Annotated in this window: 15 protein-coding genes and 1 pseudogene; 10 read left to right on the top strand and 6 right to left on the bottom strand. The window is 40.5% G+C overall.

Annotated features, from left to right (window positions below):
* The first annotated feature begins 1 nt into the window (after position 1).
* Entirely contained in the window at positions 2–532 is a 531-nt protein-coding gene (locus tag ACMZOO_RS04065) for a DUF1566 domain-containing protein (RefSeq protein ID WP_440905509.1), read from the top strand.
* A 51-nt stretch (positions 533–583) separates the two neighbouring features.
* Positions 584–856, top strand: coding sequence for a hypothetical protein (locus tag ACMZOO_RS04060; protein ID WP_440905508.1), 273 nt, complete (start codon positions 584–586; stop codon positions 854–856).
* A gap of 5 nt (positions 857–861) precedes the next feature.
* Here ACMZOO_RS04060 and ACMZOO_RS04055 read toward each other — a convergent pair whose 3' ends face one another.
* From ACMZOO_RS04055 to ygfZ, 5 genes are all read right to left on the bottom strand, one after another.
* On the bottom strand, positions 862–1,404 hold the full coding sequence (locus tag ACMZOO_RS04055; RefSeq protein WP_440905507.1) for a hypothetical protein: 543 nt from the start codon (positions 1,402–1,404) through the stop codon (positions 862–864).
* Entirely contained in the window at positions 1,394–2,533 is a 1,140-nt protein-coding gene (hemW, locus tag ACMZOO_RS04050) for a radical SAM family heme chaperone HemW (protein ID WP_440905506.1), read from the bottom strand. Before hemW ends, ACMZOO_RS04055 begins: the two co-directional genes overlap by 11 nt.
* Positions 2,533–3,138 (bottom strand): XTP/dITP diphosphatase, encoded by a 606-nt coding sequence (locus ACMZOO_RS04045; protein WP_440905505.1) that lies wholly within the window; start codon positions 3,136–3,138, stop codon positions 2,533–2,535. Before ACMZOO_RS04045 ends, hemW begins: the two co-directional genes overlap by 1 nt.
* An 80-nt stretch (positions 3,139–3,218) precedes the next feature.
* Positions 3,219–3,752 (bottom strand): peptidylprolyl isomerase, encoded by a 534-nt coding sequence (gene slyD, locus ACMZOO_RS04040; RefSeq protein ID WP_016955408.1) that lies wholly within the window; start codon positions 3,750–3,752, stop codon positions 3,219–3,221.
* Positions 3,749–4,603 carry a CAF17-like 4Fe-4S cluster assembly/insertion protein YgfZ gene (gene ygfZ, locus ACMZOO_RS04035; RefSeq protein ID WP_440905504.1) on the bottom strand — a complete coding sequence of 285 codons (855 nt, stop codon included), beginning with the start codon at positions 4,601–4,603 and terminating at the stop codon, positions 3,749–3,751. Before ygfZ ends, slyD begins: the two co-directional genes overlap by 4 nt.
* Before the next feature lie 219 nt (positions 4,604–4,822).
* On the opposite strand from ygfZ, the gene ACMZOO_RS04030 reads away from it, so the two are divergent.
* A complete protein-coding gene (locus tag ACMZOO_RS04030; RefSeq protein WP_440905503.1) occupies positions 4,823–5,077 on the top strand; it encodes a succinate dehydrogenase assembly factor 2 in 255 nt (84 codons plus the stop codon).
* Positions 5,078–5,471: 394 nt separating this feature from the next.
* Here ACMZOO_RS04030 and nadB read toward each other — a convergent pair whose 3' ends face one another.
* A complete protein-coding gene (nadB, locus tag ACMZOO_RS04025; RefSeq protein ID WP_440905502.1) occupies positions 5,472–7,088 on the bottom strand; it encodes an L-aspartate oxidase in 1,617 nt (538 codons plus the stop codon).
* 178 nt (positions 7,089–7,266) lie between these two features.
* Here nadB and rpoE point away from each other — a divergent pair, with 178 nt between their 5' ends.
* From rpoE to rnc, 7 genes and pseudogenes are all read left to right on the top strand, one after another.
* Positions 7,267–7,845, top strand: a complete 579-nt coding sequence (gene rpoE, locus ACMZOO_RS04020; protein WP_016955403.1) for an RNA polymerase sigma factor RpoE — start codon at positions 7,267–7,269, stop codon at positions 7,843–7,845.
* Positions 7,846–7,872: 27 nt separating this feature from the next.
* Positions 7,873–8,520, top strand: a complete 648-nt coding sequence (locus ACMZOO_RS04015; protein ID WP_440905501.1) for a sigma-E factor negative regulatory protein — start codon at positions 7,873–7,875, stop codon at positions 8,518–8,520.
* On the top strand, positions 8,495–9,553 hold the full coding sequence (locus ACMZOO_RS04010; RefSeq protein WP_440905500.1) for a MucB/RseB C-terminal domain-containing protein: 1,059 nt from the start codon (positions 8,495–8,497) through the stop codon (positions 9,551–9,553). The genes ACMZOO_RS04015 and ACMZOO_RS04010 overlap by 26 nt, the downstream gene beginning before the upstream one ends.
* A gap of 24 nt (positions 9,554–9,577) precedes the next feature.
* Positions 9,578–10,045 carry a SoxR reducing system RseC family protein gene (locus tag ACMZOO_RS04005; protein WP_440905499.1) on the top strand — a complete coding sequence of 156 codons (468 nt, stop codon included), beginning with the start codon at positions 9,578–9,580 and terminating at the stop codon, positions 10,043–10,045.
* A 139-nt stretch (positions 10,046–10,184) separates the two neighbouring features.
* Positions 10,185–11,984: a translation elongation factor 4 gene (gene lepA / locus ACMZOO_RS04000; protein WP_440905498.1), complete on the top strand. Its 1,800-nt coding sequence runs from the start codon at positions 10,185–10,187 to the stop codon at positions 11,982–11,984.
* Between the two features lie 21 nt (positions 11,985–12,005).
* Positions 12,006–12,989, top strand: a complete 984-nt coding sequence (gene lepB, locus ACMZOO_RS03995) for a signal peptidase I (protein WP_440905497.1) — start codon at positions 12,006–12,008, stop codon at positions 12,987–12,989.
* Positions 12,982–13,646: pseudogene (gene rnc, locus ACMZOO_RS03990) on the top strand (ribonuclease III). The gene lepB and the pseudogene rnc overlap by 8 nt, the downstream one beginning before the upstream one ends.
* The last annotated feature ends 6 nt before the right edge of the window (positions 13,647–13,652 follow it).

The raw sequence follows: 13,652 nt of genomic DNA, 5'->3' as shown, positions 1-13,652 counted from the left end.
CATGCGGAAATTTATTAAATATTTTATGCCGGCATCACTTGCTTTGATGACTAATTTTGCCCATGCGTTTTGTAGTGATGAAGTTGCAACCACAGTCGATACTTCTGCCTACGTAGTCGATAGTGAAAACGGTTTGGTCACAGAAGCAGCAACAGGTTTGATGTGGCAAATGTGTAATTATGGTGAAACTTGGCAGGCAAGTGCTGCGCGTTGTGATGGTGTCGCTAAAACGGTTAACTGGCAACAAGCATTGCAAGCGTCAGAACAAACGAGTGTAGCGGGTTACGATGATTGGCGCTTACCTAATGTTAAGGAACTGATGCAAATAATCGAGCGCAGTTGTGCGGAACCTGCGACACAGGATAGTTTATTTCCGTCGACTAAAAACGAAGTTTATTGGACGAGTTCTCCTGTATTTAATACATCGATTGATAACCTAGTTTGGACTGTTCATTTTAAAGAAGGCTCAAATGCACAAAAAGACAAAAGTAATTTTAATTTTGTTCGTTTTGTTCGCAAAGTAACTGAGTAATAAATTTAAATACCCCAATCACTTGGGTATAGTATACACTTAGAGGTAGTAATGAAGGAAAACGAACTAGAGTCTAGTTTTGCAACCGCAGGGGGCTATATGGTTAATGAAGACGGCAACAAAAGTCACAGGCCAAAAAAGATGTCTGTGCTATCTTGGTTGATTGTTGTCAGTGTTGCCTTGTTACCTTTATTGGTTGCATTTGTTTTGCCGCTTATTGGTGTGGCTGACGGCTCAGTGACAGTATTAACAATTATTACTGTATTGATTGCGGTATTGGTGATCCAGCTAGTTTGGGCACACAAAAGCAACCGGAAAAAATAATCTAGCTATTTGAGCAAATATTTGGGTACACGTATGGTCAGGTTGGAGTCTGGATCATTACTGAACAAGACTTTAGGTGTGTAGTTTATCCAATCGGTTTGCTCAACTATCTTGCCATTTTCATTTAACGTTAACAGCATGGTCATCTTCCATGGGCCAAACTTCAATCCATCGTAAACAAAAGGCATAAAAAAGCCTGTTACAACTGCGCTGTTTTCAAATACTGTTATTTGTTCGACAACCACAGCGCTGACTGAATTGCCTAGTGATAATTTAGGATCATGCCAATTAAATAGTTCACGAATTTGCTTTTTACCTTTGACTTTTTTGCCGCGAATAACGTCTTCTACTTGGGCATTTTCGGCATAAAAACTCATAAAATAGTCAAAGTCTTCATGCAGTGCATAGGCTGTCATAAATTCGGAGACAATCTTTTTACTGTCTAGCTTAGATTTTTCAGCGGCTGATTTGGTCGATTGATTGTCAGTGAGTTGACAGCCTGATAATAATATACCGATACTCAGCAGGATAAAAAATCTAGTCTTCAATAAAAAGTTCCAATAATTCATTTAAGTACCTATGTCCTTTGCTGGTTATTTGCCATGTATCTGCTGTTTCATCTATGAGTTGTAATTGCTTAGCTTGGTCAAACATGCTGGCAACTTGACTGAGTTCAAGGCCAGTGTAATCGACAAATTGTTGTTTGGGCGTGGCTTCAAACAAGCGTAAGCGATTCATAAAGTATTCGAATATTCGCTCATCCATGTCAACAAACCTGTGTTTATAGGTGTAGTCAATGGCACTGAGGTAGCCACTCGGGTGTTTAATTTTCTCGAATCTTAATATTTTATTTTGCTCTGGCAAAGTGATTTTGCCATGCGCACCACAACCTATGGCTAGGTAGTCACCAAAACGCCAGTAATTTAAATTGTGTTTGCTTTGAAAACCTTCTTTAGCATAAGCACTAATTTCATATTGTTGATAACCGTGTTTGGCGAGAAGAGCTTGGCCTTGCTCCTGAATATCCCACAAAATATCATCGTCAGGTAAAACAGGTGGTTTAGAGGCAAATAAAGTATTTGGCTCGATTGTTAGTTGATACCAAGAAATATGTTGTGGTTTACAGGCAATTGCTTGCTCTAAATCGTACAAAGCGTTTGCAACATTTTGTTCAGGCAGCCCGTGCATTAAGTCTAGATTAAAACTATTTAAACCAATACTGCTGGCAAGCTCAGCTGCTTGAATTGCTTGTTCTGGGTTGTGTACTCTGCCTAAAGTTGAGAGTTTATCCGCTTGAAAACTTTGCACACCAATCGAAAATCGGTTAACTCCAGCTTGTTTAAAACCAATAAACTTTTGGTTATCTAATGTGCCTGGGTTAGCTTCTAGGGTTATTTCACAATCACTAGATAAGGTAAGACGAGTTTTTACCCCTTGCAAGATTTGCTCAATTGCCGCTGCGCTCATAATACTTGGTGTACCGCCACCAAAAAATATGCTGTGGATAGGGCGATTTTGCACATAACGCAACTGGCTATCTAGGTCATTGAGCAGAGCTTTAACATACGCCTGCTCATCGATTTTTTGTTTGAGTGCATGCGAATTAAAATCGCAATAGGGGCATTTTTGGATGCACCAAGGAATATGAATATATAAGCTAAGCGGCGGCAGTTGCATTAAACCAACTGCTCCATTTGTTTAACCAATTGTGCCAGTGCTTTAGCTCTGTGGCTGATTTGGTTTTTATCTTGTTTATCTAGTTCAGCTGAAGTGCAATTGCGCTCAGGCACATAAAAAATCGGATCATAACCAAAACCGTTTGCACCACTTGCTTGTTCTGTGATCATACCTTGCCAGCTGCCTTGGCAGACAATTGGGGTTGGATCATCTGCGTGGCGCATATACACAAGTACACATTGAAAACGTGCGGTTCTTTGCGCTTGTGGCACACCTGCTAGTTCAGCTAATAATTTGTTTAGGTTGTCTTTGTCACTAGCGTCAGCACCGGCGAAACGCGCTGAGTAAATGCCAGGTGCACCTTGTAAATAATCTACTTCAATGCCTGAATCATCGGCAATGGCTGGTAAACCTGTATGTTTGGCGGCATTACGCGCTTTCAAAATGGCGTTTTCGATAAAAGTTAAACCTGTTTCTGCCGCTTCAGGTACATTAAATTCTTTTTGCGCTTTAAATTCGATACCGAATTGATTAAACATCTGGTTGAATTCGGCCACTTTGCCTGGATTGCCTGTGGCAAGAACGATTTGTTTAGTGCTAGACATAATTTGCTGATTTTTGTTGGAAAGGGAAAGGTTGGCAATAGCAGAAAACTAACTATTGCCAAGTAGCTCAGATGGCTAGATTAGTGACCACCGCAGCAGTCATCACCATGCTCGTGTTTGTGACCGTGATCGTGGCCACAACCACCTTCTGCGTGCACATGACCATGGGCTAATTCTTCTTCTGTTGCTGCACGTACTTCCATTACTTCAACGTCAAATTCAAGTGCAACACCAGCTAGTGGGTGATTGCCGTCAACTGTAACAAAGTCATCTTCAATTTTAGTGATAATCACAGATTGTTGACCTTGGTCTGTATCTGCACGTAAATGCATACCTTCATGAATTTCTTCAATATGATCAAATACATCAATTGGTAATTTTTGTGCTAAAGCTTCATGGTATTCACCATACGCATCTGCCGCTTCTATTGTACAAGTGAAAGCTGCACCAGCTTCTTTGTCCGCTAATTGGCTTTCTAAGCCTTTAATTAAGAAGCCGCGGCCGTATAAAAATGCTAATGGTTCGCCGTCTTTAGATGTATCAATCACTTGACCGTCTTTGGCACTTTTTACTGAGTAGTGCATGGCTACAACTGTATTTTCTGCTATTTTCATTTTGTTTCCTCATAATCAAGAGAGTAGGGCTGAGCGGACAGTTGAACCTGACGTTGACTATCATCTTTTACTCTATACTTTGCTTGTAAATCTGAATCTATTGCGAGTACGGCTATACCATAACATTGGCCGTCATTCTCGTTAATCGCAGCCTGGATTATTTCTCCAGCGCGACGCCAGTTTTCGCCGAGTTGAACTTCTAAGCTTTCACCAACGTTGAATTTTTCACTACTACTTATGGCAAAACAGGCGCGTTTGTTGCCACCTCGATAGCGCATACGTGCAACGGTTTCTTGCCCCATATAACAGCCTTTTTTAAAGCTGATGGCTTTTAACGCATGCGCGTTAATCGCTTGTGGCACATATTCGTTTTGATGTGCAGCGGTAATAAAGGGCACTAAATTGTCTGCGAGTGCTTTGATAAAAATATCATCACCATTTTGTGCGCTTTCATTGATTGATAACCACAGGTTGGCTGACATTTGTACTTGTGTGACAGGCTCGTGGCTCACTTGGTGTAAATTAGCCGCTGAATCTGTTAATGTAAAAGAAAATTTAACTGGGCTAATTGCAAATTCCACCTTGCTAAATACACCAAATTTTTTCAGTTCGGCTAATGATTTTTCAATAGTGGAACTGTGTTGAAACAGCAACAAAGAATCTTGGTGCGGTACTATATAACTCATGGCCCAAACTTTGCCTTTTGCATCGCAGTGGCATGCGAAACAGGCGCTATCCTGTTCTAAGCTGATTAAATCTGCGGTTAATTGGCTATTTAAATACTTGAATCTATCTTCGCCGCTAACTTGAATAGCAGACCAGTCAGTTAATTGGTAGGTCGTCATCGACATACAGAAAATCCACGAATAATTGTTAAAACCAATATGGCGACATTGTAGCAAATATCAAGGTTTATACCCAAGCTACTTGAAGACGCAAGATTTTAGCCTTGCCCTTCGGAAGCTTTATATTTCCAATTCACCAGTTAAATACTTGTGCTACTGGCCGATTGCACATAAGAGCAGTATACTCAGCTAAATTAATTTTATATCTTTGGGGCTATTGCGATTATGCAAAGTGCAGCAAGAACTCGTTGGGCATGTCGCCGTGGCATGTTGGAGTTAGACGTTATTTTAATGCCGTTTATGGATAATCATTACGATAATTTGCCTGAAGCTGAACAGCTTATTTTTCAACGACTGTTAGAAGGCATAGATCCTGAGTTGTACGCTTGGTTTATGGGCCATGAAAAATGTGAAGACCCTGAACTTGCTGAAATGATTAAAAAAATTCACAAATTAAACGGCGCGCCAGTTTCATTCTAACTAACAGCGCCAACAGAAAAGGATTTCTGTGTTATATCAAATATCGATTAAACCGAGCAAAATTCTCTTTGTACCTTGCGCTGCACTTGGTTTGGCTTATTATGCGTTGTTGCAATATTCACTTATCCACCTGACACCTTTGGCAAATTTGTGCGTGTTTGTTTTATGCCTTACGCTGAGCTATTTGTTATATCGTCAGCTTAAGCTGGCTTTGCCTAAACATTTTTTAGTTAGCCAATCAGGCCTATTGATTCATCAACAAACGACTTATACACCTGCTGTATTTATGCATAACTTTTTTGGCTGGTTTTGTATTGGCTTGGTGGGAACATCGTTTTGGGTGTTACATAAAAGTATGTTAACACCCATAGATGCATGCCGCTTAGGGCGGTGTTTAGCTCGAACTGGTCGGCGTTAATATGGTTGGTTTTGGGTTTTCATTTGTTTCTGGATAATCTAAATTGTAGTGCAAACCACGACTTTCATCGCGCTGCATTGCACAACGCACAATTAACTCAGCTACATCAAGCAAGTTTCTCAGCTCTAGCAAGTTATTACTTACTCTAAAGTGAGCATAATAATCTTTGACTTCTTGCTGGAGTAATTCAATGCGGCGCATCGCGCGTTCTAGTCGTTTATTGGTTCTAACTATGCCAACATAATCCCACATTAATAAACGCAGCTCATGCCAGTTGTGTTGAATGACAACCTCTTCATCGCTATCGGACACTTGGCTCTCATCCCAACTTGGAATACTTGGGTAATTTGAAATATCAAAACCACTATTGATAATATGTTTAGCCGCCGCTTCGGCAAAGACTAAACATTCTAATAAAGAGTTACTCGCCATACGGTTGGCACCGTGCAAACCTGTGTAGGCAACTTCGCCAACGGCATATAAATTTTCTATATCTGTTTGACCATTTAAATCTGTCATTACACCACCACAGGTATAATGTGCTGCTGGTACAACAGGAATAGGTTGTTTGCTGATATTAATGCCGAATTCTTTACACTTTTTATAAATGTTCGGGAAGTGATGTTTAATAAAATCTTTGGGTTTATGGCTGATGTCTAAATACATGCAGTCGGCACCAAGCCGCTTCATTTCATAGTCGATAGCTCTTGCCACAATATCTCGCGGGGCTAATTCTGCGCGTTCGTCAAAATCAGGCATAAAACGGCTGCCATCAGGGCGACGTAAAAATGCACCTTCTCCGCGTAATGCTTCGGTTAATAAGAAATTTTTTGCATCAGGGTGATATAAACAGGTTGGATGGAATTGATTAAACTCCATATTGGCAACACGACATCCGGCACGCCACGCCATAGCAACACCATCTCCACTGGCAATATCTGGGTTTGAGGTATATTGATAAACTTTACTTGCACCACCTGTTGCCAAAACAATTTTGGCTGCTTTTATAACTTCCACTTGTTCGCTGGTGCGATTCCATACATAAGCGCCATATACTTTTTTACCATTTTGTTTGATTTTTTTATCGGTAATTAAGTCAACCGCATTGTATCTTTCAAATATACGGATGTTTTTGTGCATTTGCGCTGTGCGTATTAAGGTTTTTTGTACTGCTTTACCGGTAGCATCGGCGGCATGTAAAATACGTCTGTGACTATGGCCACCTTCGCGAGTTAAATGATATTTTTCACGGCCATCTTCTGTGGTGACAGTATCAAAAGGGACACCATACGAAATCAAAGTCTCTAAACTACGCCTTGCATTTTCTGCTGTAAACCGGACGGCTTGCTCTTCACACAAACCTGCTCCGGCAATTAGCGTGTCTTGCACATGCGATTCTATACTGTCATTTTTATCAAAAACGGCTGCGATGCCACCTTGTGCATAATAAGTTGAACCTTCTTTTAGTTTCGACTTACTAAGTACTATTACATTTGCGGTTGCAGCGAGACGCAGGGCTAAGGTTAAACCTGCGGCACCAGCGCCGACCACGAGCACGTCACATTTATGCTCAAGCGGAGTTTGATTTGTCATGTTTGTCTTTCACAATCCGTATATTTATGCTGTTATGCTTAGCTGATTGTAACCTTAAAAAAATTTTTTAGAACTTTTTCTAACTTATAGTGTCTATCAATACATATTAGCTAACATGCCCCATGGCAACTAGCAGATAAATAAAGATTAGAAGTAAAGCAGGAGTACAGGCACAAATATGAAGCCGGAAGTTACCGACCAACAATTGGTGGAACGTGTACAACGTGGAGATAAACAAGCTTTTAATTTGTTGGTGCAAAAGTATCAACATAAAGTGACGAGTTTAGTTTCACGTTACGTTAAACACCCGGGCGATATTGCCGACGTAGCACAAGAAGCTTTTATCAAAGCCTATAGAGCCATTCCTGGCTTTAGGGGCGAGAGTGCTTTTTATACTTGGCTTTATCGAATAGCCGTTAACAGCGCAAAAAACTATATTGCATCACAAGCTCGTAAAGTAGCAGTGAATGATATAGATGTAGCCGATGCTGAATTTATCGACAGCGCAGATGCTTTGCGAGTGAATAGTTCACCAGAGCAATTGATGATGTCAGATCAAGTTAAACAAGTTGTATTTAAAACCATAGATGGTTTGCCGGATGACTTAAAAACCGCCATTACTTTACGTGAGATTGATGGTTTAAGTTATGAAGAAATTGCTGATGTAATGGAATGTCCTGTCGGGACAGTTCGCTCAAGGATTTTTAGAGCACGTGAAGCAATAGATACAAATTTGCAGCCTCTTTTAGCAAGATAAAATTCTAGTTGGAAAAGTGAAGTGACTATGAGTTCAAAAAGTAAAGAAAACATATCAGCCTTTGTAGACGGAAAGCAAGATAACCCGCAAGTTATCGATAAAATGAAACAAGACCCTAAGTTGGCTGAATGTTTTGGTCGTTACCATATGATTGGTGATGCTATGCGCAATGAGTTGCCAAGTCAGCTCAATTTAAGTCTTGCTGACAGTGTAATGCAAGCGATTGAAAAAGAGCCTGTGGTACTTGCGCCAAATGCGCGTCAAACCGCAAACCAGCAAAATGATGCAAATAAACAAGACAAACAAAGTTCAAGCAAAGTTGTACAGCTGTTTAAGCCCGCGTTACAATACGGCATTGCAGCGTCATTTGCAGCGGCAATGGTGATAGGCTTTCAAATAGAACAAACCAATACCTCGGTTGAAGTACCTCAACCAGTTTTACAAACTTTTCCAATTGGTGGTTCGTTAGATCCAGTGAGCATGCAGCAAGTGCAAAGTGTGCAAGCAAATAGCTCATACGATGCAATGCAACAAAGACAGCGGATAAATGCTTATATAATGGATCATGCACAGCAGTTAAAAACGCGTCAGCATGAGCCAACTGCAGCGCAAACAAACAGCCAATTAGAGCAACAGCAACAAGTTAAAGGTGATTCGTCTGAAACAACTCAATAATTTGACGAATACTCAGCCAACACAGAGCGCAACCAATCAAGTGCGCTCTTGTAACCACCAACACCTTAGGGCTTGGTGGTTTGTTTTTTTAAGGGCGAGTATTTTTAGTCTGCTATTTGTCCATTTAGGTTTAAAAGCAAATAACAACGAAGCGTATGATTGGTTGCAGCGTATGCAAGAGTCTTCGCAGTCGCTCAATTATGAAATTTCGTTTGTTGTGGTTAATGGCAACAAAGCCGATCCTTGGCGTTGGTTTCATGGTTTGGTTAATGAACATGAGGTAGAAGTCTTAACTGCGCTTAATGGGCCAGGCCAGCAGCTGATTCGCAAAAACCAAGTAATTACCTACTTACAACCAGAGCAGCCAGCTTACAGCATTAAAGACACAATCACAGATGGCCCTTTGCCGGAAATTATTCGCGCCAATATAGAACAAATCGGCTTGAGTTATGATTTTCACTTAGTTGGGAAAAGTCGCGTCGCTGGATTACCTGCAAGGCTTGTGCGTATTATTGCCAAAGATAACTTACGTTATAACTATTGGTTGTGGTTACACGAAGAAACAGGTTTATTGCTTAAATCTGCAATTGTCTCTGAAGAGGGTGAAGCACTTGAACAGCTGCAAGTTTCAAATATTCAGGTTTTTAATGAACCGAGTGAAATTTTAACTGAGGTTGAAAAAGCTGAACTGCCTGAAGCTGTGATGATAAAAAACAGTGCACCAATGCAAAATATGAATTGGCAAATTGGTTGGGTTCCTCCTGGTTTTGAGCCGGTTAAAGTTGATCGCCACTTTTTGTATGGCACCAATAAAGAGCTGGTTGATTATGTAATGTTGTCAGACGGGGTTGTGTGGTTTTCAATTTATTTGAGACAAATGAAATCAGGCGAATCGGTTAAACCAGTAGCGTTTAACTCAGGCGCTAATAGTTATTTAACCCAACAAATTCAACAAGCAGAAGTGACAGTCATTGGTAAAGTTCCGGCGGAAACCGCGCAGCGTGTCGTTAATGCTATTAGTTGGAAAGAGTAAACTAAAAGTGAGCCGTACCAAGTTATGATGTACGAAAAAGCTATAGTTGCTGAACGTTATAATCCGCAACTTATTTGGATACAAAGCCAAGTTAAAACCACTTGTGGGGCTTGCCAACACAACAAAAACTGTGGCACTGGTGTGTTGGCGAGCATAATGGCGAAAAAAACCAACAGAGTACTGGTTGAATGCGCTGAGCATGTTGAAGTAGGGCAAGAGGTGACTGTAGCAATACCTGAGCAAAACTTATTAGCGGCATCTTGGTTATTATATGGCTTGCCACTAATGAGTTTTATGTTAACTCTGTTAGTCGCTCAACTATTTAATTGGCACGAATTATTGGTGCTGTTGTTGAGTTTAGTGGTGATGACCTTGGCTTTCCGTTCAGTTAAAGGCTTACAAAAACGCATTAAATCAACCCAAGTTTTACCACATGTTGTGCAATCTGTTGGTGGTATTCAATATCACTGCGATGCAAACAAAACTTTATAGCTGCCATATAAGGTGTATAATACCGACAATTTTTCTGTATTTAAGAAAATACCAGCAAATACACCCGCTTGCTAACGATAAAAGTAGGGTTAAATAAAGATAAGTTTGCTGGTAATTTTAGTTTTTTTGAGAGTGAAAATTGAGCACATTCAGTAACATCCGTAACTTTTCTATCATAGCCCATATAGATCATGGCAAATCAACCTTATCAGACCGATTAATTCAAACTTGTGGTGGTTTAACTGACCGTGAAATGGCCGCACAAGTTTTAGATTCAATGGAACTTGAACGTGAACGTGGTATTACCATTAAAGCACAAAGTGTAACCTTGAATTACACAGCCAAAGATGGTGAAACTTACCAGCTAAACTTTATCGACACCCCAGGACATGTTGACTTCACCTATGAAGTTTCACGCTCATTAGCGGCCTGTGAAGGCGCATTATTGGTTGTTGATGCGGGACAAGGTGTTGAAGCACAAACGCTTGCCAACTGTTACACAGCGATTGAAATGGATTTAGAGGTTGTGCCAATTTTAAACAAAATTGATTTACCAGCCGCAGAACCTGAGCGTGTAGCAGAAGAAATTGAAGACATAGTTGGTATTGACGCAATCGATGCAGTACGTTGTTCAGCTAAAACCGGCATGGGTATAGACGATGTTTTAGAAGTTATTGTTAAACAAATTCCGCCACCTCAAGGTGATAGAGAAGCGCCATTACAAGCTTTGATTATTGACTCTTGGTTTGATAATTACCAAGGGGTTGTATCACTGGTACGAGTTCAACATGGTGAGTTGCGCTCGGGCGAAAAAATGAAGGTTATGTCAACTAAACAAGATTATGTGGTTGACGAAGTGGGAATTTTCACCCCACACCAAACTAAAACTGGTGTATTAAAAGCTGGTGAAGTAGGTTATGTAATTGCCGGTATCAAAGAAATTCTTGGCGCGCCAGTCGGTGATACTATTACCACTGCACGTAATCCTGCCACAGAAGCTTTACCAGGTTTTAAAAAGGTTAAACCTCAGGTTTATGCCGGTATTTTCCCAATTTCAAGTGATGATTTTGAAGATTTACGTGATGCTTTAGGTAAATTAAGCCTAAATGATGCGTCACTTTTCTACGAGCCAGAAAGTTCAACAGCGTTAGGTTTTGGTTTCCGTTGTGGGTTCTTAGGTTTGCTCCACATGGAAATTATCCAAGAGCGACTTGAGCGTGAATACGACTTAGACTTAATCACCTCGGCCCCAACCGTAGTGTATAAAATTGAGCAGAAAAATGGTGAAGTGGTTATGGTCGACAACCCATCATCATTGCCACCTATCAATAACATTGAGAAAATTTTCGAGCCAATTGCTGAATGTAATATCTTAGTGCCACAAGAGCACTTAGGTAGTGTAATTACTTTGTGTGTGGAAAAACGTGGTGTGCAGCGCAACATGTCTTATCACGGCAACCAAGTAAGTGTGGTTTATGATATTCCAATGTCTGAAGTTGTTTTAGACTTCTTCGACCGCTTAAAATCAACCAGCCGTGGTTATGCGTCACTTGATTATAATTTTAAAGAATTCCAAGAATCTGACATGGTTCGAGTCGACATCTTAATTAATGGTGACAGAGTTGATGCACTAGCGTTAATTACCCATAGAGACAACGCGCAATACCGTGGTCGAGATATGGCTGAGAAGCTTAAAGAACTTATTCCAAGACAGATGTTTGACATTGCAATTCAAGCAACTATTGGTGCACATGTTATTGCCCGAACCACAGTTAAACAGCTGCGTAAAAACGTTATCGCAAAATGTTATGGTGGTGACGTATCACGTAAGAAAAAATTATTACAAAAGCAGAAGGAAGGTAAAAAACGTATGAAACAATTAGGCAATGTAGAAGTGCCTCAAGATGCGTTTTTAGCTGTACTTAAACTCGGTAAGTAATCAGGAATTATAGGAAATACAATGGCCAGTTATTTTTCAATTTTGTTGTTTATACTCACTGTAACAACTGGACTTATATGGTTGCTAGACGCAGTGTTATGGGCGCCAAAACGCAAACAAAAGCTGGCTGCAGCAAGTGGTGCAACTCAACTTGATTTAGAAGATGAAGTTAAACGCCGTATTGCGCCACAACATCCTGTCGCAGAGTTTGCCGAGTCAGTGTTTCCTGTTATTGCTTTTGTGTTTGTTTTGCGTTCATTCTTATATGAACCTTTTCAAATTCCATCAGGTTCTATGATGCCAACTTTATTGGTTGGCGATTTTATTTTAGTCGAAAAATACAGCTATGGTTTGCGTAATCCAATTGCCAACGAAATGTTAGTTGAGTTTGATCCACCAGAGCGTGGTGATATAGCTGTATTTAAATTCCCAAAAAATCCAAATTTAGATTACATCAAACGTGTAGTCGGTTTGCCGGGTGATCGCATTATCTATCGCAATAAGTACCTATATATTCAAAAAGCTTGTCCGCAGGGGGAAAAATGCGAACAAAAATTTGCAGAAATGGAAAAAGTACTTGTTGAGCGAGCAGAGTTTCAACAAGGCCCATATAAGTTAGACAGATATGTTGAAGACTTAGCCGGTGTTAAACACGACGTACTGTTAAGTTATCGTTTACCGGATATGACAGCGCAATATTATCGCCAAAGTGCAACTGCGCGTCGTGATGAATGGATAGTCCCTGAAGATAGCTATTTTGTCTTAGGTGATAATAGGGACAATTCAGAAGACAGCCGCTATTGGGGTTTTGTGCCTAAAGCTAATTTAGTCGGTAAAGCTGTATTTATTTGGACAAGTTTTGAATTTGGCCGTGATGAAGACAGTGCCTTGCCTTCGTGGATCCCAACCAATGTTCGTTTTAGCCGCATTGGTAAAATTCCAGGTGCAAGTGATAGTGCTGCAATTGAAGCAACCGCATTGAGCCAAGAGAGTGTAAATGAATAATCTACACATTTTGTCGAAAACTTTAGGTTACCAATTTAATAACATAGATTTGCTCGCTCAAGCTTTAACCCACAGAAGCGCGAAAGGCGAACACAACGAACGCTTAGAGTTTTTAGGCGATTCGGTGTTAAGTTTTGTGATTGCTGAGCGTTTATATCAGCAGTTTCCCAAATGCAAAGAAGGCGACTTAAGCCGCATGCGTTCAACCCTAGTGCGCGGCGAAACCTTAGTTGAATTAGCACGTAATTTTGATATCAGCGAATATTTAGTCCTTGGCCCAGGTGAGCTTAAAAGTGGTGGGCTAGACGCAACTCAATTTTAGAAGATGCGGTAGAAGCCATTATCGGTGCTATTTATTTAGATTCAGATATGGCAACAATCAAAAGCTTGATATTAACTTGGTATGAATCACGTTTAGCGAAACTCAAGCCAGGCCAAGCACAAAAAGATGCAAAAACTCAATTGCAGGAGTGGTTGCAAGGGCGCAAGTTAGAGCTACCAGAATATCAAGTGGAATCGATAACGGGTAAAGATCATAAACAAACTTTTACCGTTAAATGTGTGGTTGGTGAATCACAGCAAACTCATGGCAAAGGTTCTAGCCGCCGTAAAGCCGAGCAAGAAGCTGCTCGTGCTATGTTAAATCAACTCACATAAGCTAAT

It is taken from the genome of Catenovulum sp. SX2, assembly GCF_052056295.1.
Taxonomy (GTDB): domain Bacteria; phylum Pseudomonadota; class Gammaproteobacteria; order Enterobacterales; family Alteromonadaceae; genus Catenovulum.
This window is presented reverse-complemented; position numbering and strand designations above follow the sequence as displayed.

Excerpts from the sequence above, each read along its gene's own strand:
- nadB (WP_440905502.1), bottom strand. The coding sequence starts at position 7,088 with ATGACAAATCAAACTCCGCTTGAGCATAAATGTGACGTGCTCGTGGTC.
- ygfZ (WP_440905504.1), bottom strand. The coding sequence starts at position 4,603 with ATGTCGATGACGACCTACCAATTAACTGACTGGTCTGCTATTCAAGTT.
- ACMZOO_RS04015 (WP_440905501.1), top strand. The coding sequence starts at position 7,873 with ATGAGTTCAAAAAGTAAAGAAAACATATCAGCCTTTGTAGACGGAAAG.
- ACMZOO_RS04065 (WP_440905509.1), top strand. The coding sequence starts at position 2 with ATGCGGAAATTTATTAAATATTTTATGCCGGCATCACTTGCTTTGATG.
- hemW (WP_440905506.1), bottom strand. The coding sequence starts at position 2,533 with ATGCAACTGCCGCCGCTTAGCTTATATATTCATATTCCTTGGTGCATC.
- ACMZOO_RS04005 (WP_440905499.1), top strand. The coding sequence starts at position 9,578 with ATGATGTACGAAAAAGCTATAGTTGCTGAACGTTATAATCCGCAACTT.
- ACMZOO_RS04045 (WP_440905505.1), bottom strand. The coding sequence starts at position 3,138 with ATGTCTAGCACTAAACAAATCGTTCTTGCCACAGGCAATCCAGGCAAA.
- ACMZOO_RS04030 (WP_440905503.1), top strand. The coding sequence starts at position 4,823 with ATGCAAAGTGCAGCAAGAACTCGTTGGGCATGTCGCCGTGGCATGTTG.
- lepB (WP_440905497.1), top strand. The coding sequence starts at position 12,006 with ATGGCCAGTTATTTTTCAATTTTGTTGTTTATACTCACTGTAACAACT.
- slyD (WP_016955408.1), bottom strand. The coding sequence starts at position 3,752 with ATGAAAATAGCAGAAAATACAGTTGTAGCCATGCACTACTCAGTAAAA.
- rpoE (WP_016955403.1), top strand. The coding sequence starts at position 7,267 with ATGAAGCCGGAAGTTACCGACCAACAATTGGTGGAACGTGTACAACGT.
- ACMZOO_RS04060 (WP_440905508.1), top strand. The coding sequence starts at position 584 with ATGAAGGAAAACGAACTAGAGTCTAGTTTTGCAACCGCAGGGGGCTAT.